The sequence below is a fragment of the Kitasatospora setae KM-6054 genome (assembly GCF_000269985.1).
Taxonomy (GTDB): Bacteria; Actinomycetota; Actinomycetes; order Streptomycetales; family Streptomycetaceae; genus Kitasatospora; species Kitasatospora setae.
On record NC_016109.1, the window covers coordinates 6,800,721 to 6,815,361 of the forward strand.

The window sequence follows — 14,641 nt, forward strand, 5'->3', positions numbered from 1 at the left end:
GCACCGGGCCCGGCTCAGTGCGCCGGGCGCTCGTCGATGACCTGGCGGAGCTTGCCGGTGCGGGGGTTGGTGACGAGTTCGCCGCGCGGGACCCACTCCACCCGCAGCGGGTGGACCGCGCCGATCGCCGCCTCGGAGACGTACGCGGGGCGGGCGTCGAGGACGGCGCGGCGCAGCGTCTCGGTGAGTTCGGCGGGCGGCGGGGCGGGGGTGGTGTGGCCGAGGCGGATGATCAGGCCGTCGCGGTTGTCCCAGCGGCGCTGGACGAGTTGCATGCCGGTGATGTGGTGCCCGGGGTCGTGGGCGAGCAGCACGTCGCGGACGTCCTCGGTGGGCATGTTGACGATGCCGACCCGGGCGCCCTCGGTGGAGCGGCCGAGCAGCCGGAAGGTGGTGCGGGTGCCGTCCGTCCACTCGGCGCGGTCGCCCGCCGGGTAGCGCAGGATCGGCACCAGGGTGCGGAACAGGTTGGTGACCACGACCCGGCCGGGCACGCCGGGTTCGGTGATCGGCCCGCCGGTGGTGTCGTCGACGAGTTCGACCACCGTGCGGTTCGGGACGGCCCGGTGGACCCGCAGGTCGTCCCCGGCGGGGACCGGCGCGGCCACCAGCCCGGCGTCCACCGAGGCGTAGCCGATCGAGGACAGCGCGGCGTTGGGGAACGCCGAACGCAGCAGCGGGCGCAGGTCGTTGAAGAGGATGTCGCCGCCGAACAGGATCAGTTCGACCTGCGGGGCGGGCCGGTCCTGCTTGAGCAGGGTCTCGGCGACGGCGGACAGCTTCATCGGCTCGCCGGCCAGCACGTCGACGCCGAAGGAGTGGATCAGGTCGGCGACGTACTCGTCCGGGGCGGTGGCCACCGGCAGCCGGACGTTGTCGATCGGCGCGTGGTGCAGGGCGCCCTCGATGAACAGGAAGCCGCTGTAGAACTCGCCCGCCCGGAACAGGTTGGCGACCTTCTGCCCGGGCTTGAGCCCGGCGTCGACCAGGCCGGCGCCGAACGCGCTGACCGAGTCGAAGTGTTCGGAGCGGGTCCACGGCGAGAACTTCGGGGCGCCGGTGGTACCACCGGACTTGTAGACGGCGGCGTCGGTCAGCGGCCCGGTCAGCAGCCGGTTGTCCGGCCAGCGGTTGGCCGACCAGAACGCGACGTGGTCGATGACCGGCAGCTCGGTGAGCGCGCTCACCACGGCGGGCACCTCGCGGTACAGCTCGGCGTAGAACGGGGAGTTGCGCCGGGCGTGGTCGACCAGGGCCTGAAGCGGCAGTGCAGGCATGGCGGTTGGCTCCTCGGGAGGGGAAGGGAGGGGGAACTACGGGGCGAGGCCGATCCATTCGCGGGCGAGTCGCTGGACGGCGCCGCCGTCGCGGTCGGCGAGCTTGGCGTCCAGGTAGGCCGCCGCCCACGGGCCGGTGGGGATCCGGAACGGCGGCCGCTCCTCGGCCAGCGCCCGCAGCACCGCCTCGGCGACCTCCGCGGCGGGCTGCCCGGCGCCCGCCCAGTGCGCGCCGATCCGGTCGCCGTACGCGGCGAAGGTCTCCGCGTACGGGCCCGAAGCAGCCTGCACGGTACGGCGGTTGACGTCCGGGAAGATGCCGAAGCGGGTGTCCGGGACGTAGCCGGGCACCAGCACCGACACCCGTACGCCGTGCGCCGCGGCGACCGGGGCGAGCGACTCCATGAAGCCCTCGACGGCGAACTTGGCCGCGCAGTACGCCTCGTTGAAGGGCTGGCCGACCACGCCGTGCACGCTGCCGATGGTCAGCAGCCGGCCGCCCGCAGCGCGCAGCAGCGGCATCGCGGCGCGCGAGACCGCGACGGTGCCGAAGAAGTTGACCTCCAGGTTGGCGCGCAGCGCCTTCGAGGTGGACATCTCCAGGGTCGGGTCGAAGTTGGAGATCCCGGCGTTGTTGACCAGCGCGTCCAGCCGCTCCAGCCCGGCGAAGCAGTCGGCGACGGACGCCTCGTCGGTGACGTCCAGCCGCCGCACCTCGGCGCCGGGCGCGGCCGCCCGCAGCGCGTCGGCCGCCCGCCCCGGGTCGCGGACGGTGGCGACCACCGACCAGCCGGCCCGGTCGGCCGCCGCCGCGGTGGCCAGCCCGATGCCGGACGAGCAGCCGGTGATCAGCACTACCTGATGGTCCGTCATTTCGCGGCCTCCGCAGGCTCGGTGGTGCTCCCCGGCGTGGCCGGCGGTGCGCCCGGAGTCGCGCCCGGCGGCGCGTCGACCAGGTCGACCAGGTCGACGGCCTTCGGCAGGTCGGCGTCCATCCGGTTCTGCACGCCGAGCGCGGGCAGGAAGGAGCAGGCGGCGAGCAGGGTGCCGCCGACCATGGTCCAGCGGGCCGCGTCCAGGACGCCGAGCGGGCCGGTGAGCAGCGAGACGGCGAGGCCGCCGGCCAGCGCGGCGAGCGGGATGACGCCCCAGGTGGCGGTGCGGAACGCGGCGTGCATGACGCCCTGGTGCCGCGCGGACATCCGGGACTGCCGGATGGGCGCCGAGCACACGTTGATGCACGACATGAAGAAGCCGTAGCAGCCCATGGTGACCGCGATGACCGGCCCGGCGGGCAGCGCGGGTGCGGCCAGCACGCCCAGGCCGACCAGGCAGTGCAGCAGCAGCGCCCAGGCCAGCGTCCGCCCGATGCCCAGGCGTTCGCCGATCTTCGGGGCGACCAGCGCGCCCAGCAGCGCGCCGACCGCGCCCGCGGACATCGCGGCGCCGTACACGCCGACGGTGACGCCCAGGCCCCGGTAGGCGAGCACCGGCAGCACGGTGACGAACACCGGGCCGCCGGAGTTCAGGGTGACGGCGGCCAGCACCACCCGGCGCAGCACCGGGTCCTGCCAGTTCAGCCGGAAGCCGAGGGTCAGCCGCTGCCACACCGAGCCCTGGACGACGGTGGGTTGGCCCCACGGCCGCATCCAGCGGAAGCAGGCCGCCGAGACCAGGTAGCTGGCCGCGTCGACCAGCAGCGAGGCCGCGCCGAGCGCGCCGTACAGGGCGGCCGCGATCGACGGGCCGGAGACCTCGGCGACCGAGCCGCTGCCCTCCAGCCGGGAGTAGGCGCGCACCAGGTGCGGCTGCTCGACCACCGCCGGGACGGCCACCAGGTAGCCGACGTTGAAGAAGATCGTCGCCCCGGAGACCGCCGCCACGCAGCAGAACAGCAGCGGCGTGGAGAGGAAGTCCAGCCAGTACGCGACCGGGATCACCGCGACCGCCACCAGCCGCACCAGGTCGCAGGCGATCAGCGTGCGCCGCTTGTCCCAGCGGTCCACCAGCACGCCCGCCACCGGGCCGAGCAGCGGGATGCCCAGGTACTGGGCCATCGCGACGATGCCGACCTGGAACGCCGAGGCGTGCAGCACGAAGATCATCAGGGTCGGGACGACGAACACCGTCACCCGGTCGCCGATGTTCGAGACCGACTTGCCGAACCAGAACAGGTTGAAGCCCCGGCCCAGTTGCTCGGGCTTGCCCAGCTTCACGCTTCCTCCCGGATCGCGAACCCGGCGGTCTTCCCGGTCCGCTCGTTGCTGACCAGCGCGTCCACCACCCGGACCCGGACGTGCTCCGGGTCGTGGACGAAGGCGGTGCTCAAGGTGAAGGTGCCGGCCAGCAGTTCGCGCCGCAGCGCCTCGGCCGCGTCGTCCGGCAGCTCGCCGAGCACCAGGACGTCCACCGACTTCGCCCGGCCGCCCTGCTCGGTGACCAGCACCTGGGCCCGGCTGACGCCCGGCTCGCGCTCCACCCGGGCCAGCAGCTCGTCCACGTGCAGGCCCAGGCCGCGGATCTGCACCACGTTGTCGCGGCGTCCCAGCACCCGCATCGCCGGGCCCGGCCGGCCGCACGGGCAGGACGTCAACTCGCCCGCGTCGCCGGTGCGGTAGCGCAGCACCGGGTTCAGCATCGCCGGGTCCAGCGAGGTGAAGTCCAGCAGCCCGCCGTCGCCGACGTGCACCAGCTGGTGCGGGAACGGGTGGAAGGTGTCGGCCGGGCAGTCCGGCGAGTTGGAGCCCACCACCCAGGTCTCGGTGGAGCCGAACATGCCGTGCCGCCGGGCCTTCGGCGCGACCACCGCCAAGTCCTCCTCCAGCTGCGGCTGCCAGGCTTCACCCAGCCACAACACCTTGCGCAGCGACGGCAGTTCGATCCCGTTCGCGCGGGCGTGCGCGAACCACAGCCGCAGCACGCTCGGCGTGCCGCCGATCGCGGTGACCCGCCGGTCGGCCAGGAACCCCAGCCACTCCGGGTACTCCTCGGCCGTCACCGAGCCGAGCGCGATCACCCGGCAGCCGGACAGGTCGGCCAGGCCCGCCGCCAGGAAGTGCGCGCCCCACATCCGTCCCGCGCCCCAGGCGTTGACGAACACGTCGTCCCGGTCCAGCGGCCGCCAGTGCTCGAACACCTTCGCCATGTAGAACCCGGTCGGCGCGTACCCGACCTTCGGCGCGCCGGTCGAACCGCCGCTCTGGAACAGCCAGGTCGCGCCCCGCTCGGCGGCCGGTTCCAGGTGCGCCAGCGCCGTGTTCAGGTCGTCCTTCGCCAGCGGCGGCAGCGCGGCCAGCTCGGCCAGCGAGGACGGCCCGGGGAAGGCGTCGTAGCGGCCGTCGAACTCCGGGACGCCGCGCAGCAGTTCCAGCGTCCGGCGGGCCACCGCCAGGCCGGCCGCGGCCTGCTCCTCGGTCAGCGAGAAGCTCGGCGGGGAGGTCAGCGGGGAGGTCGGCGGGAAGGTCATCGCCCCGCACCCCCGACCGCTCCGTCCACGGCACCCGCCAGGAACGCCGCGTGCGCGTCCCGGTAGGCGGCGAACCGGGCCCGGGTGACGTCCCGCTGGACCGGGCGCTCCGGGTCGTCCAGGTCCGGGGCGATCACCCCGTCCGGCTCCAACTCGGAGAACCAGAACCGCTCGCCGTCGTGCAGGAAGTCCACGCAGAAGAACGGGATCGGCAGCTTCTTCGCGAAGTACGCGGTGGCGTCGACCAGTTCCGGCGGAATCTCGCAGAACTCCATCGACCCGCCGCGGCTCGCGTTCGCCACCGGAGACCCCGCCTCCGGGGTGCGCCGCAGCGCCGCGTACGGCCGCCCGTCCACCACGTACACCCGGTAGTCGACCGTGCCGTCCCCCAGGTACGGCTGCGCCACCAGCACGGTGTCGCCGCCCTGCGCCAGGCTGGCCAGGCCGCGCACGTCCTCCCGGGAGCGGGCCAGGCAGATCCCGCCGCCGCCGCACCAGCCGGACGGCTTCACGATCGCCGGGAAGGTCAGGCCGTCCAGCGCCGCCTCGTACTGGTGCTTGGAGACGTCCCGCCCCGAGCCGATCCGCACCGACGGGACGGGCGGCACCGGCGAGTCCGCCAGGAACAGCACCGTCGCCAGCTTGTCGTTGCCCAGCAGCGAGACCTGCGCCGGGAACGGCAGGTAGAACCCGGCCTGCTCCAGCACCGTGCAGAGCGTCAACTGGTTGAACACGTCCATCGACTGGTACGGCAGCGAGTACAGCGCCGTGATGAACAGCGTGTCCTCGGGCGCCACCCGCTCGCCGTCCACGTACACCCGCGGCCGGCCCGGCTCGGTGCCGTCCACCGTCACCGCCTCCGGGGCGTGGATCGTCCACGCCATGCCCAACTCGGCGGCGATCTCCGCGTACATGTCCCAGAAGTAGTGCCGCCACATCGCCCCGGACCGGCTCGACTCCCGGTCCGGGAAGATCCAGCACATCCGGCGCAACGGCGCCCGCTGCTCGCTCATCCGCTCTCCTCCAGCTCGCTCAGGTCGCTCAGGTCGCTCAGGTCGTTCGGTTCGCCCAGGTCGCCAAGGTCGAAGTCCCGTCCGGCAGGGGCCCGTTCGGCCCACCAGGCCCGCCCCTCCGGCGGCAGCGTGTCGACCGGGTCGACGTACGGGTGCCGGCGGCCCAACCCGTCTCCGCCGACCGGGACTTCACCGCTCCGGAGCTCAAGTCCGGTGCGGTAGTTCTTGGTCCAGTACGAGATGCCGCGGACCCGGTCGTAGCCCACTGCCTGGTGCACCCAGCGCTTGCCGACGTCCGGCACGTCCGCCACCAGCCGGGGCGTCGCGTAGCCCGGCAGGTAGCCGAGGATCGCCTCCTGGAGGTGCTGGGCCTCGGCCAGCGGCAGCCGCCAGTGCTCGGCGTTCGGGATCACGTCGCACAGGTAGAAGTAGTAGGGCAGGATGTTCGCTTCGCCCTGGAGGGCGAAGCACAGGTCGAGCAGCGCCGTCGGCGTCGCGTTCACGCCGCGCATCAGCACGCCCTGGTTGCGCACGTCCCGCACGCCCGCGTCCAGCAGCCCGCGGGCCGCCTCCGCGACCAGCGGGGTGACCGACGCCGCGTGGTTGGCGTGGGTGTGCACCGCCAGGTTGACCGAGCGCCGGGCCGCCAGCCGGGCCACCCGCTCCACCCCGGACAGCACCTTCGGCTGCAGCCAGTGCTGCGGCAGCCCGACCACCGACTTGCTGGCCAGCCGGATGTCCCGCACCGACCCCAGCTCCAACAGCCTTAGCAGGAAAGACTCCAGGCGCGGCCACGGCACGTTCGCCAGGTCGCCGCCGGACACCACCACGTCCCGCACCGACGGGGTGCGCTTCAGGTAGTCGAGCATCTGCTCCTCGCGGTCCGCCGGGCGCAGCACCAGCCGCGCCTTGGCGACCTGCGGGGTCGAACGGCCCACCAGGTCCATCCGGGTGCAGTGCCCGCAGTACTGCGGGCAGGTCGACAGCAACTCGGCCAGCACCTTGGTCGGGTAGCGGTGGGTCAACCCCTCCACCACCCACATCTGCGCCTCGTGCAGCGAGTCCCGGGCCGCCAGCGGATGGCTCGGCCAGGACGGGTGCCGGTCCGAGCGCACCGGCAGCATGTAGCGCCGCACCGGATCGGCCAGGAACGCCTCGGTGAACGCGTCCGGCGCCAACTCGGCACCCGCCGCCATGGTGTTCAGCATCTGCGGTGGCACCAGCACCGACATGGTCGCGAACTCGCGCTGGTCGGCGGCCAGTTCGTCGTAGAACCGGTCGGTCAGCAGCGGCCCGAACACCTGCCGCAACTGCCGCTCGCCCTGCACGCAGTGCGCCCGCTGCCACTGCGCGTCCCGCCACTGCTCCGCCGTCACCTCCCGCCAGCCCGGCAGCCGCCGCCAGTCCGGCTCCACCAGCGGCCGCCGGACGTACTGGTACGGCTGAGACTGACGCTCCATCAGGAAGCCGAACCGGTGAGCAACGTGGCGTGCCGGGTGCGCAGTTCACGCTTCAGCACCTTGCCGGTCGGGCCGAGCGGGAAGTCCCCGTCGGCGCGGGCCACCCGCAGCGCGGCCAGCTCCGCCAGCCCGGCCCGGCCGAGTTCGGCGTTGGCCGCCTTCAGCAGCCCCTCCTCGTCGAGGGCCCCGGCCCCCTCCTGGAGCTGCACCACGGCGATCGGCCGCTGCCCGCCGGCCGGGTGCGGGACGCCCACCACCGAGCAGTCCCGGACGAGTTCGGCGCAGTCGGCGAGCAGCACCTCCTCCAGCGGCAGGCTGTACACCGGCCCGTCCAGGGTGTCGATCACGTCCACCGTCCGGTCCAGGTGGAAGAACCGGCCCGCCGCGTCCCGGTAGGCCACGTCGCCGGTCAGCCAGTACCCGGAGAGGTGGAAGCTCGCCGTCAGCCGCTCGTTGTTCCAGTACCCGGGCGTGATCGACGGCGCCCGCACCGCCAGCAAACCCGGTGTTCCGTCCGGGAGTTCGTTGCCGTCCTCGTCCAGCACGGCAGCGTGCTCCACCACCTCGGACGGCTTGCCCACGCAGCGGTCGGCGCGCTCCGTCTCCGGCGAGGTGACCTGGCCGAACAGCGCCATGCCCATCTCGGACGAGCCCAGGCCGTCCACGAACTGCGAACCGGGAAGGGCCGGTTGATCGGCCTTCTCCTGCGGCAGCAGCCACGGCTTGATCAACCCGGCCGGGCGCTCGCCCAGTTCGACCAGCCGCCGGACGTGCCCGTAGTGCGCGCTGTCGCCGGTGTTGAACCAGGAGTGCACCCGGGCCGCGCCCGCCACCGGCAGCTCGCCGGTGGCCAACTCGACGAAGGTGCGCGGGAAGGACGCCACCATGGTCGGCTGGAACGCCTCCATCACCGGCTCCACCACCGCGCGTCTCCAGCCGCCCATCACCACGGTCGGCAGACCGAGCAGCGTCGCGGTCAGGAAGTAGCTCAGACCGCCCGCGTGGGTGTGCGGCATCAGCGACATCAGCCGGTCCGACGGCTCGGCCGGGAAACGGGTCATCCGCGGCTGCTTGCCCTCCCAGAACTGCCGGTGCGCCAGGATCGTCGACTTCGGGGTCCCGGTCGTCCCCGAGGAGTGGATCAGCGCCACCACGTCCTCGGCCGCGTGCCGGTACGGGTACTGCTCCGGCAGCGGCGCCGCCGCCGCGTCGAACGCCTGCACCTCGGCGGTCAGCGCCAGGAACCGGGGCCGCCGGCGCGGGTCCTGCCGGTACGCCGAGGCCAGCCGGGTGGTGTCGTCCGCGACCACCCCGACCACGCCGACGTGGTCCAGGTAGCGCACCATCACGTCCGGCCGCATCGCGTCGTTGATCAGCGCCGGGACGGCACCCAGCGCGGTCAGCGCGAAGAAGTGCAGCAGCGGCTCCAGCCCCTCTGCCACCACCACGCCCACCGGCTCGCCCGGCCGCACCCCCATCGCGTGGTGCCAGGCCGCGTACCGGTCGCGCAGCGCCGCCAGGTCCAGCAGGCTGTGCCCGACCAGCACCACCTCGCCCCGGTGGTCGAGCCGGTGGGAGAACGCGTACGGCACCGCCCGGTTCGGGTTCGCCTCGATCGCCCGGTCGAGGAAGTTCCCCGCCCCCAGGGTCGGATCGGCCGCGAACCCCTCCCGGACGGCCAGCGGGGCGATCGGCGTCGGGGCCGGGGGTGCGGCCGGGGTCGGGGGTGTCTGGTTGCTCATGGTGGTCTCCAAGCAGGACTCGTCGCCGGTGCGCGCCTTGGTAGGGCGTGCACCGGGCCAGGGGAAAGGCCCGACGGAACAGGGGAGTTCGGACCTGACGATCCGTCAGATCTTCGAGCGGGCGGGGCGGGACGGGGCAGAGTGGGGCGGGGGAGGGCGGGTCAGCCGGCCAGCAGTTCGGCGGCCGCCCGGCGGCCGGAGCGGATCGCGCCCTCCAGCAGGCCGAAGAACTCGGTGCTGGTCTCGGTGCCCGCGAACCGCACCCGGCCGTGCGGGGCGGTCAGCGTCGGACCGAGCGCCGACCAGTCGCCCGGCCCGAACAGCGCCGCGTAACAGCCCCTGCTCCACGGCTCGTTGACCCAGTCGGTGACGTGGAAGCCGATCGGCTCGGGCAGCATCGGGAACAGCCGCCGGGCCTGCGCGACCGCCGCCGACCGCTGCTCGTCCGGCGGCAGGGCGGCGAAGCGGTGCGCCTCCGCGCCGGTCACGAAACCCGTCAGCACGCCGGGGGAGCCCTCCGGCGGGGTGTCGTCCACCGTGGACAGCAGCGGGCCCGCCGCGTTCACCGACCAGCCGGACAGGCCGTGCGCCCGCCACACCGGCTCCGGGAACACCAGGTTCAGCTTCACCGCGCAGCCCCGTTCGGTCCGCGAGGCGGCCCGCCGCACCGGCAGTTCCGGCCGGTAGTCGATCGCGTCCGCGAGCAGCGGCGGCACCGCCACCACCACCGCCTCCGCCGGGTAACTGCCCTGCGTGCTGCGGACGGTGACCCCGGTGGCGGACTGCTCGACGGACAGCACCGGCTCGGCGGTGCGCAGCACCCCGCCGGCGTCCAGCAGCCGCCGGGCCAGCCGCTCGCACAGCCGGTGCGCGCCGCCCGCCACCCGGTCCTGCTGCGCGCCGCCCGCGAAGGCGTTCAGATAGCGCAGGCCGCCGCCCGAACGCAGGTAGAAGGCCATGTGCAGGACGGACACCTTCGCCGGGTCGGCGGCCATCATCTCGCCCAGGAACAGCGGGAAGAACAACCGGGCGTCCGGGTGGGCGAGTTGCCGCTCCGCCCAGTCGGCGGCGGTCAGCGCGTCGAGCCGCTCGGCGTCCGGCGTCAGCCAGGGCGCGTCCGGGCGGACGGCCGCCGCCAGCTCCTCCAACTGCTCGAACAGGTCGCCCAGCGCGACCGCGTTCAGCGGCGGGAAGCGGCCGTCGACGGTGTCGGCGGTGTCGGCGGTGTCGGCTGTGTCAGGGGTGCCTGCGGCGTCGGCGTCCTGCCCGGCGGAGCCGGTCGGGGCCAGCGCGAACCGGCTGGCGCCCCGCATGTCGGTCGGCACGGTCTTGAGGTCGCAGGCCGCCAGCAGCGCGTGCAACTCGGTGTGCCGGTCGCCCAGGTACGCGGCGCCCGCGTCGATCCACCGGCCCGGCGCCACCTCGATCCCCAACGCCCGTCCGCCGACCCGCTCCCGGGCCTCCAGCACCGTCACCCGGACACCCCGCTCGGCCAGCTCCACGGCGGCGGTCAGCCCGGCCAGGCCCGCGCCGACCACCACGACCGAACCCGGGACGCCAGGAGTGGCAGGGGCGGCGAGCGGGTGCGCGCTGTCGGGAGAGAGCGCGGCGCTCACCGGGCGGCCGGGATGCCCGTGGCGGCCGTGGCGGCGCCGGCGATCCGCTCGGCGAGGCCGGCCGGGGTCGGGTCGACGAGGAAGTCGTCGAAGGTCAGTTCGATGCCGTGGGCGCGCGCGACCGCGCTCAGCACCCGGGTGGCGACCAGCGAATCCCCGCCCAGCAGGAAGAAGTTGCCGTCCGCGGGCACCTCCGCCAGCTCCAGGACGCGGCGGAACACCGCCGTCAGCGAGTCGAGCAGCGCGGGGTCGGTGCCGGAGAGCGTGGCCGCCGGCGTGGCGGTGGGCGGGGCCGCAGGCGTGGCGGCGGGTGTGTCGAGGCTCATCAGGGGTCTCCTTCGACCGGTGCGGGGTGCGCGGTGGTCCTGGTGGTGCCAGCGGTGCGGGGTGCGCGGTGCTGTGCGTGGACGGTGGTGCGGCGGTGCGCGGTGCGAGGTGGTGCGGTGCGCGGTGGTGCCGGCGGTTCCGTGCTGCGGTCGCGTGTACTGACTTACCGTCAGTTCACGTTCAGAAAAAGGCAGTTCAGGAGGGGACGGGCGATCCGCCGTGCAGGAGGTGCGAGGCGGCGCGGTCGATCTTGCCGCCGGCGGTGCGGGCCAGTTCCGGGACGACGGTCAGCCGGCTCGGGACGAGGTGGGCGGGCAGCGACTCGCGCAGGTGGCGCAGCAGTTCCTCGGCGGTCGGCGGCGCCGGGTCGGCCCCGCCGGGGCGCGGGACGACGTAGGCGACCAGGGCGGTGCGTCCGGCCAGGGTGGTCGCGGTGACCGCCGCGAGCCCCACCCGGGGGTGGGCGCCCAGCGCGGTCTCGACCTCGCCCGGGTCGACCCGGATGCCCCGGATCTTGACCTCGTGGTCGATCCGGCCGCGGTGGGTCAGCACCCCGTCCGCGGCCCGGGAGACCCGGTCCCCGGTGCGGAACCAGCGCTGCCCGGCCCGTTCGACGAAGCGCTCGGCGGTGACCTCCGGCAGCCCGGGGTAGCCGGCCGCCAGGGCGGCGCCGCCGATCAGCAACTCGCCCTCGGGGGTGATCAGTTCCGCGACGTGTGGCAGGGCGCGGCCGATCGGCGCCCGGGTGGCCGCGTCCCACGGGCGGCCCGGCTCCGGGGTGTCGGGGCCGAGCAGGTCCACCGCGTGGGTGATCAGGGTGGTCTCGGTGCAGCCGTAGGTGTTCAGCAGCCGGATCCGGGCGCTGTCCGCCAGCCGGCTCCAGTCGGCCAGCCGGGCCGGGTCGGCGGCCTCGCCACCGATCACCACCAGCCGGACGCAGGAGGGCAGTTCGGCGTCCGGCCCGTCCTCGGCGAGGTGCAGCACCAGTTCGTGCCAGAACGCGGTGGGCAGGTCGAGCACGGTGATGCCGCGCCGCTCCACCGCCCGCAGCAGCCGGGGGAAGGAGACCGAGTGCGCCTCCGGTTCGAACACCAGCCGGGCGCCCGAGGTCAGGGCCGGCAGGATCTCCTCGAAGCAGGTGTCCCAGTTCAGCGAGGCGAACTGCAGCACCCGGTCCTCCGGCCCCACCCCGAACAGCCCGCGCAGCGAGCCGACCACTGCGGAGATCGCCCCGCGCGGCGTCAGCACCGGCTTCGGCTGCCCGGTCGACCCGGAGGTGAACAGCACGTACGCGGGGTCGTCCGGCCTGGCCCCGGCGATCCCGGCGGCCCTGATGGCCCCGCTACCGGGCGGAGTGGTTCCGGGAGGCGCCGCGTCCAGCCCTGCCGCGCCGAGCTGCGTCGCGCCGAGCTGCGTCGCGCCGAGCTGCGTCGCGCCGAGCGGTGCCGGGACGTGCGGCAGCCCCAGCAGCGCGGCCTGCGCGGCAGATCCGACGAGCGCGGTGCAGCCGGCCGCCGCGGCCATCCGGCGCTGCCGGTCGGCCGGGAAGGCGGGGTCGAGCGGAACGTACGCGCCGCCCGCCGTGAGGATGCCCAGCAGGGCGACCACGGTCTCCGGTGCGTGCCCGGCGGACACGGCCACGGAGCCCGGTCGGTCACCCAGCGCATTCGCCAACCGGCTGACGGACAGCGCGAGTTGACGGTAGCTGAGGGTGTGATCGGGATACTCGATCGCGGTTCGTTCGGGATACCGGAGGGCGGTTTCCGCGAACGCGTCCAGCAGGTCGGAACCCGGTCTGCTGACGCCGCCGTTCTTTGACATGCCCGCTCCAAGAAAATGCCCAGAGGTGCCCGTCCGTGCTTCGGCGAACCGGGACTCTACCTTCCGCGATCCGGGCCCACAATGGCCCCCGGACGCGTTATCCGGGGGATGCGTGATCGACCCGTGAACACCCTCCACCTGCCCCTTGATCACGTTCCGTGATCAACTCGCCCGCACTGGTGCAGACCTGCCGACGGCGCTCCGGTGCGGCCAGGAGTGCTTCCCGGAAGGAAGAATGACGGTACGTCAGCGAATCGACGCTGCTTTTCGGAAATCCGCCGGAGGGGAGTGAGGGGAGGGGAGCCCCGGATAGCAAGCCCTGTCGAGCACACCTGCTTGGTGTTCGAACATACTTTTACCGCAGCGGCTCCGGCGGTCGGATTCCCCGGGGTGGCAGCGTCCCTGTCAAACCGCCCGGAGACCCGCCCTTCGATCACCCCCGGTCGCCGCCGGAGGCAGCCCGCCCGCCTCCACCTGCCGGGCGCTCGACGCACCGGACGGTAACGCACCGTGACGGCCGGCAGTGGCATCTCCGGATGACCCCCACCGCGCTGCTGGTCGACATCGCCGTCCTCGGCTCCACCGGGGCCGCCCTGCTGCTCGGCCCGACCGCGAGCAGCAGGGGCGTCAGCGGCACGACCACGAGCGCCCCGGCCGTGAGCGCCCCGGCTGCCGTCGCTCCGGGGGCGGCAGCGTTGCCGCCGGGCCCGTCCGGTCCGGGTGGGCGCTGCGGCCCGAGGTGCTGCCGGCGGCGCTGACCGCGCTGCTCTACAACCTCAGCCACCTGCCCGGCCGTCGGGCCGAAGCCGGGCTCGCCCTCGCCTGCGCCGCCGGCCTCGCCGCCGCGTACCTCGCCCTGCACCTGCGCCACGACACCTACCCGGAGAGCGGCCTGCTCCGCGCCATGACCGCGCTCCCGGTCACCGCCGCCCTGCTGCTCGCCCTCACCGACCGCCGCCACCGTCGCCCCGGCATCGCCCTTGCTACTGCCACGGCCGCCACCACGGCCGACGCCACGGCCGACGCCGCCGGAGACTGACCGAACCCGGCCCCGAACCGTCCCGAACGCCCTACCATGGGACGTCACTTGCCGCCCCGGCCCCGGCCCGCGGCGCGGCCCGTCCGCAGCCCGCACGGCCCGGCCCCGGACGAGAGCCGCCACCATGACCGCACCCCCGCCGCCCCGCTCCGCCGGCAACGCGACCCCGCCCCTCCCGCCTCCGCCGCCGGCCCGGCGCCCGACGGGGAAGTGGTACTTCGTCGCCATGATCTGCTCGTTCGGCCTGCTGACGCCGGTGCCCTTCCTGCACGCGGCCGCCCGGCTGAACCGCCGCGCCCTGCGGATCCGCGCGGCGGTCTACGCGGTGCTCGTCGTCCTGCTGTTCACGCTCAACTCCTTCGTCCCGAAGGACGCGCAGGGCCACGTCACCGGCAAGGTGGGCAACGCGCTGGAGGGGCTGTGGGTGCTCGCCCTGATCGGCCTCGTCACGTCCGCCTGCCTGCAGATCGCCCCGGTCCGCCGCGAGGTCTTCGGCCTGGCGGCCCCGCCCGTCCCGCCGCCGACCGGCCCCGGCGCGGCCGACCCCGCGGTGGCGGCCCGCCTCGCCGCCCGGGCCCGGCGCGAGGAGGCCCGGGCGCTGGCCGCGCGGGACGCCGTGGTGGCGCACGAACTGCGGATCGGCCGCCCCGACCTGACCGGCCCCTACGACGACGGCGGCCTGGTCGACCTCAACTCCGCCCCGGCGGAGGTGATCTCCGCCCACTGCTCGCTGTCGCCGGAGACGGCCGCCCGGGTGGTCCGGGCCCGCGAGGAACTGGGCCAGTTCCGGACGGTCGACGAGGTGGCGGTGTACGCCGAACTCGCGGAGGGCGAGACCGCCCGGGTCAAGGAGTACGCGGTCTTCCTGCCGAAGTGACGC

13 protein-coding genes are annotated in these 14,641 nt (G+C 74.2%); 3 read left to right on the forward strand and 10 right to left on the reverse strand.

The window, feature by feature from the left end:
* Positions 1-14: 14 nt before the first annotated feature.
* From KSE_RS29925 to KSE_RS29970, 10 genes are all read right to left on the reverse strand, one after another.
* The gene (locus KSE_RS29925; protein WP_014139113.1) at positions 15-1,277 is read right to left on the reverse strand and encodes a phenylacetate--CoA ligase family protein; all 1,263 of its coding nucleotides are present in this window, start codon (positions 1,275-1,277) and stop codon (positions 15-17) included.
* Positions 1,278-1,313: 36 nt separating this feature from the next.
* On the reverse strand, positions 1,314-2,150 hold the full coding sequence (locus KSE_RS29930; RefSeq protein ID WP_014139114.1) for an SDR family NAD(P)-dependent oxidoreductase: 837 nt from the start codon (positions 2,148-2,150) through the stop codon (positions 1,314-1,316).
* Positions 2,147-3,493, reverse strand: a complete 1,347-nt coding sequence (locus tag KSE_RS29935) for an MFS transporter (RefSeq protein ID WP_014139115.1) — start codon at positions 3,491-3,493, stop codon at positions 2,147-2,149. The genes KSE_RS29930 and KSE_RS29935 overlap by 4 nt, the downstream gene beginning before the upstream one ends.
* Positions 3,490-4,743, reverse strand: a complete 1,254-nt coding sequence (locus KSE_RS29940) for an AMP-binding protein (protein ID WP_014139116.1) — start codon at positions 4,741-4,743, stop codon at positions 3,490-3,492. Before KSE_RS29940 ends, KSE_RS29935 begins: the two co-directional genes overlap by 4 nt.
* Positions 4,740-5,756 (reverse strand): ATP-grasp domain-containing protein, encoded by a 1,017-nt coding sequence (locus KSE_RS29945; protein WP_014139117.1) that lies wholly within the window; start codon positions 5,754-5,756, stop codon positions 4,740-4,742. The genes KSE_RS29940 and KSE_RS29945 overlap by 4 nt, the downstream gene beginning before the upstream one ends.
* Positions 5,753-7,216: a KamA family radical SAM protein gene (locus KSE_RS29950; RefSeq protein ID WP_014139118.1), complete on the reverse strand. Its 1,464-nt coding sequence runs from the start codon at positions 7,214-7,216 to the stop codon at positions 5,753-5,755. Before KSE_RS29950 ends, KSE_RS29945 begins: the two co-directional genes overlap by 4 nt.
* Positions 7,216-8,958 (reverse strand): class I adenylate-forming enzyme family protein, encoded by a 1,743-nt coding sequence (locus KSE_RS29955; protein ID WP_051055423.1) that lies wholly within the window; start codon positions 8,956-8,958, stop codon positions 7,216-7,218. Before KSE_RS29955 ends, KSE_RS29950 begins: the two co-directional genes overlap by 1 nt.
* Before the next feature lie 161 nt (positions 8,959-9,119).
* Positions 9,120-10,574 carry a flavin monoamine oxidase family protein gene (locus KSE_RS29960; protein WP_106437753.1) on the reverse strand — a complete coding sequence of 485 codons (1,455 nt, stop codon included), beginning with the start codon at positions 10,572-10,574 and terminating at the stop codon, positions 9,120-9,122.
* Positions 10,571-10,900 carry a phosphopantetheine-binding protein gene (locus tag KSE_RS29965; protein WP_014139121.1) on the reverse strand — a complete coding sequence of 110 codons (330 nt, stop codon included), beginning with the start codon at positions 10,898-10,900 and terminating at the stop codon, positions 10,571-10,573. The genes KSE_RS29960 and KSE_RS29965 overlap by 4 nt, the downstream gene beginning before the upstream one ends.
* Before the next feature lie 196 nt (positions 10,901-11,096).
* Entirely contained in the window at positions 11,097-12,722 is a 1,626-nt protein-coding gene (locus KSE_RS29970; protein ID WP_014139122.1) for an amino acid adenylation domain-containing protein, read from the reverse strand.
* Positions 12,723-13,258: 536 nt separating this feature from the next.
* Between KSE_RS29970 and KSE_RS29975 the strand changes: the two genes are divergently transcribed.
* The 3 genes from KSE_RS29975 to KSE_RS29985 all read left to right on the forward strand — a co-directional run bounded on the left by KSE_RS29975 (position 13,259) and on the right by KSE_RS29985 (position 14,638).
* Positions 13,259-13,480, forward strand: a complete 222-nt coding sequence (locus KSE_RS29975) for a hypothetical protein (RefSeq protein WP_033257568.1) — start codon at positions 13,259-13,261, stop codon at positions 13,478-13,480.
* Positions 13,462-13,761 carry a hypothetical protein gene (locus KSE_RS29980; protein ID WP_033257569.1) on the forward strand — a complete coding sequence of 100 codons (300 nt, stop codon included), beginning with the start codon at positions 13,462-13,464 and terminating at the stop codon, positions 13,759-13,761. The genes KSE_RS29975 and KSE_RS29980 overlap by 19 nt, the downstream gene beginning before the upstream one ends.
* A 124-nt stretch (positions 13,762-13,885) precedes the next feature.
* Positions 13,886-14,638, forward strand: a complete 753-nt coding sequence (locus tag KSE_RS29985; protein ID WP_014139124.1) for a helix-hairpin-helix domain-containing protein — start codon at positions 13,886-13,888, stop codon at positions 14,636-14,638.
* The last annotated feature ends 3 nt before the right edge of the window (positions 14,639-14,641 follow it).